General features: G+C 39.7%; 1 protein-coding gene. It reads left to right on the forward strand.

The window, feature by feature from the left end; translation table 11 throughout:
• Positions 1–1,162 (forward strand): hypothetical protein (locus L693_RS0122440; protein WP_025720149.1); only part of this gene is annotated, 1,162 nt, incomplete at its 5' end.
• Positions 1,163–1,316 lie beyond the last annotated feature (154 nt).

Consider the following 1,316-nt stretch of genomic DNA (forward strand, 5'->3'; position numbering starts at 1 on the left):
GTTTTTGTATCGCTGTGCGGAGTTGAACAAGTTGGATGCGATCCGTCGAGTGGTGGGAGCCATCATGGACAATCTACTTTATTCATCCAAACTATTTGAAATTGCAGAAACGTTATTAGCACAGGGACGACATGCGGCTGCATTGCTGCTCTATGAGGGGGTAGCAGAAGCGGAGAAATATCAACACTCTGAGCGTTTGGCAGTCTGTCAATATCGTATATTCACGATTCAGATTGGAGACGATCAAAAACGCAATCTCAGGGCAGCAGCGATATTTGAAGCTTTTGTTGAGCGCCTAGATGAAATAGACCAGCTTGACGCATTGAAGGATTTGGCGAATGTATATCGTTCTTTGAACGAATGGGATACGGTTGATGAAATAGCTAAAAAAATGAAGGCGAAAGCAGAGATTCAATATTCAATGAAACATCAACAGAAGAGCCGAGAGCGCAATGAGTCTAAAAAGAAGCTAAGTCGCCCCTTGTTTGTGTACATCACCTATGCCGATTTACTATGTTCAAATGTCTGCGAAGCCCAAGGCGATTATCAACAGGCTCTACAATATACATACGCCTATGCTAATTTAGATTGGGTCAAAGAGACGGACGAGGATACCCTACATTGGATCAAACTGTTTCAACATTGGGTGCAATGTAATACTTACGTATACAAGCTTTTGTCTGGCGATTTAAGTGTGCTACACGATTATGTTGACTATATTATTGCATCGCCAGATAAAACTGAAAAAGAAATGGTTGCAAATATGTTGAACATTATGATGGCGGCTAACCAATATCAAATAGATGTGAATGACATACTTCAGCAGTTTGAAACGGAGATAAATTCTTTTGTTCAACAACAGCCATCTACGGACATATATACCCAACAAGTTGAGTCAGACCAGTATGCACGTTTTGGTTATGAGTTAGCTTTTTATTATTTACATCGAGGGGAATATAGTGATGGCTTTAAACATTTGTTATGTGCAATGGTAAAAGCGCATACACTAAATAATGAGACATATTTTGTAAACTTTATGGGATTGTTTGTTCGTTTTCAAGCCTATGCAGTTACTGAAATCAAAGCAGAGTTTTTCAATTTCATTGAGAGGGTGTGGATAAATAATGTTGAGAAAAATGGTACTGCTGATCGTCGCAACTAGCTTTTTGTTTATCTTAGCTATGCCTATTCAACACATCCATAATCAGAGCATCGAGCCTCGGGATGCGATTGGAGTTGCTTAAACGGATAGAAACAAAACAATCCCCGCTAACCTTAACTGAACTGACCCCAAAAAGTTAGACACAGACAGGCTT

The sequence above is a fragment of the Paenibacillus sp. 1-18 genome (assembly GCF_000520755.1).
Lineage (GTDB): Bacteria > Bacillota > Bacilli > Paenibacillales > Paenibacillaceae > Paenibacillus > Paenibacillus brasilensis.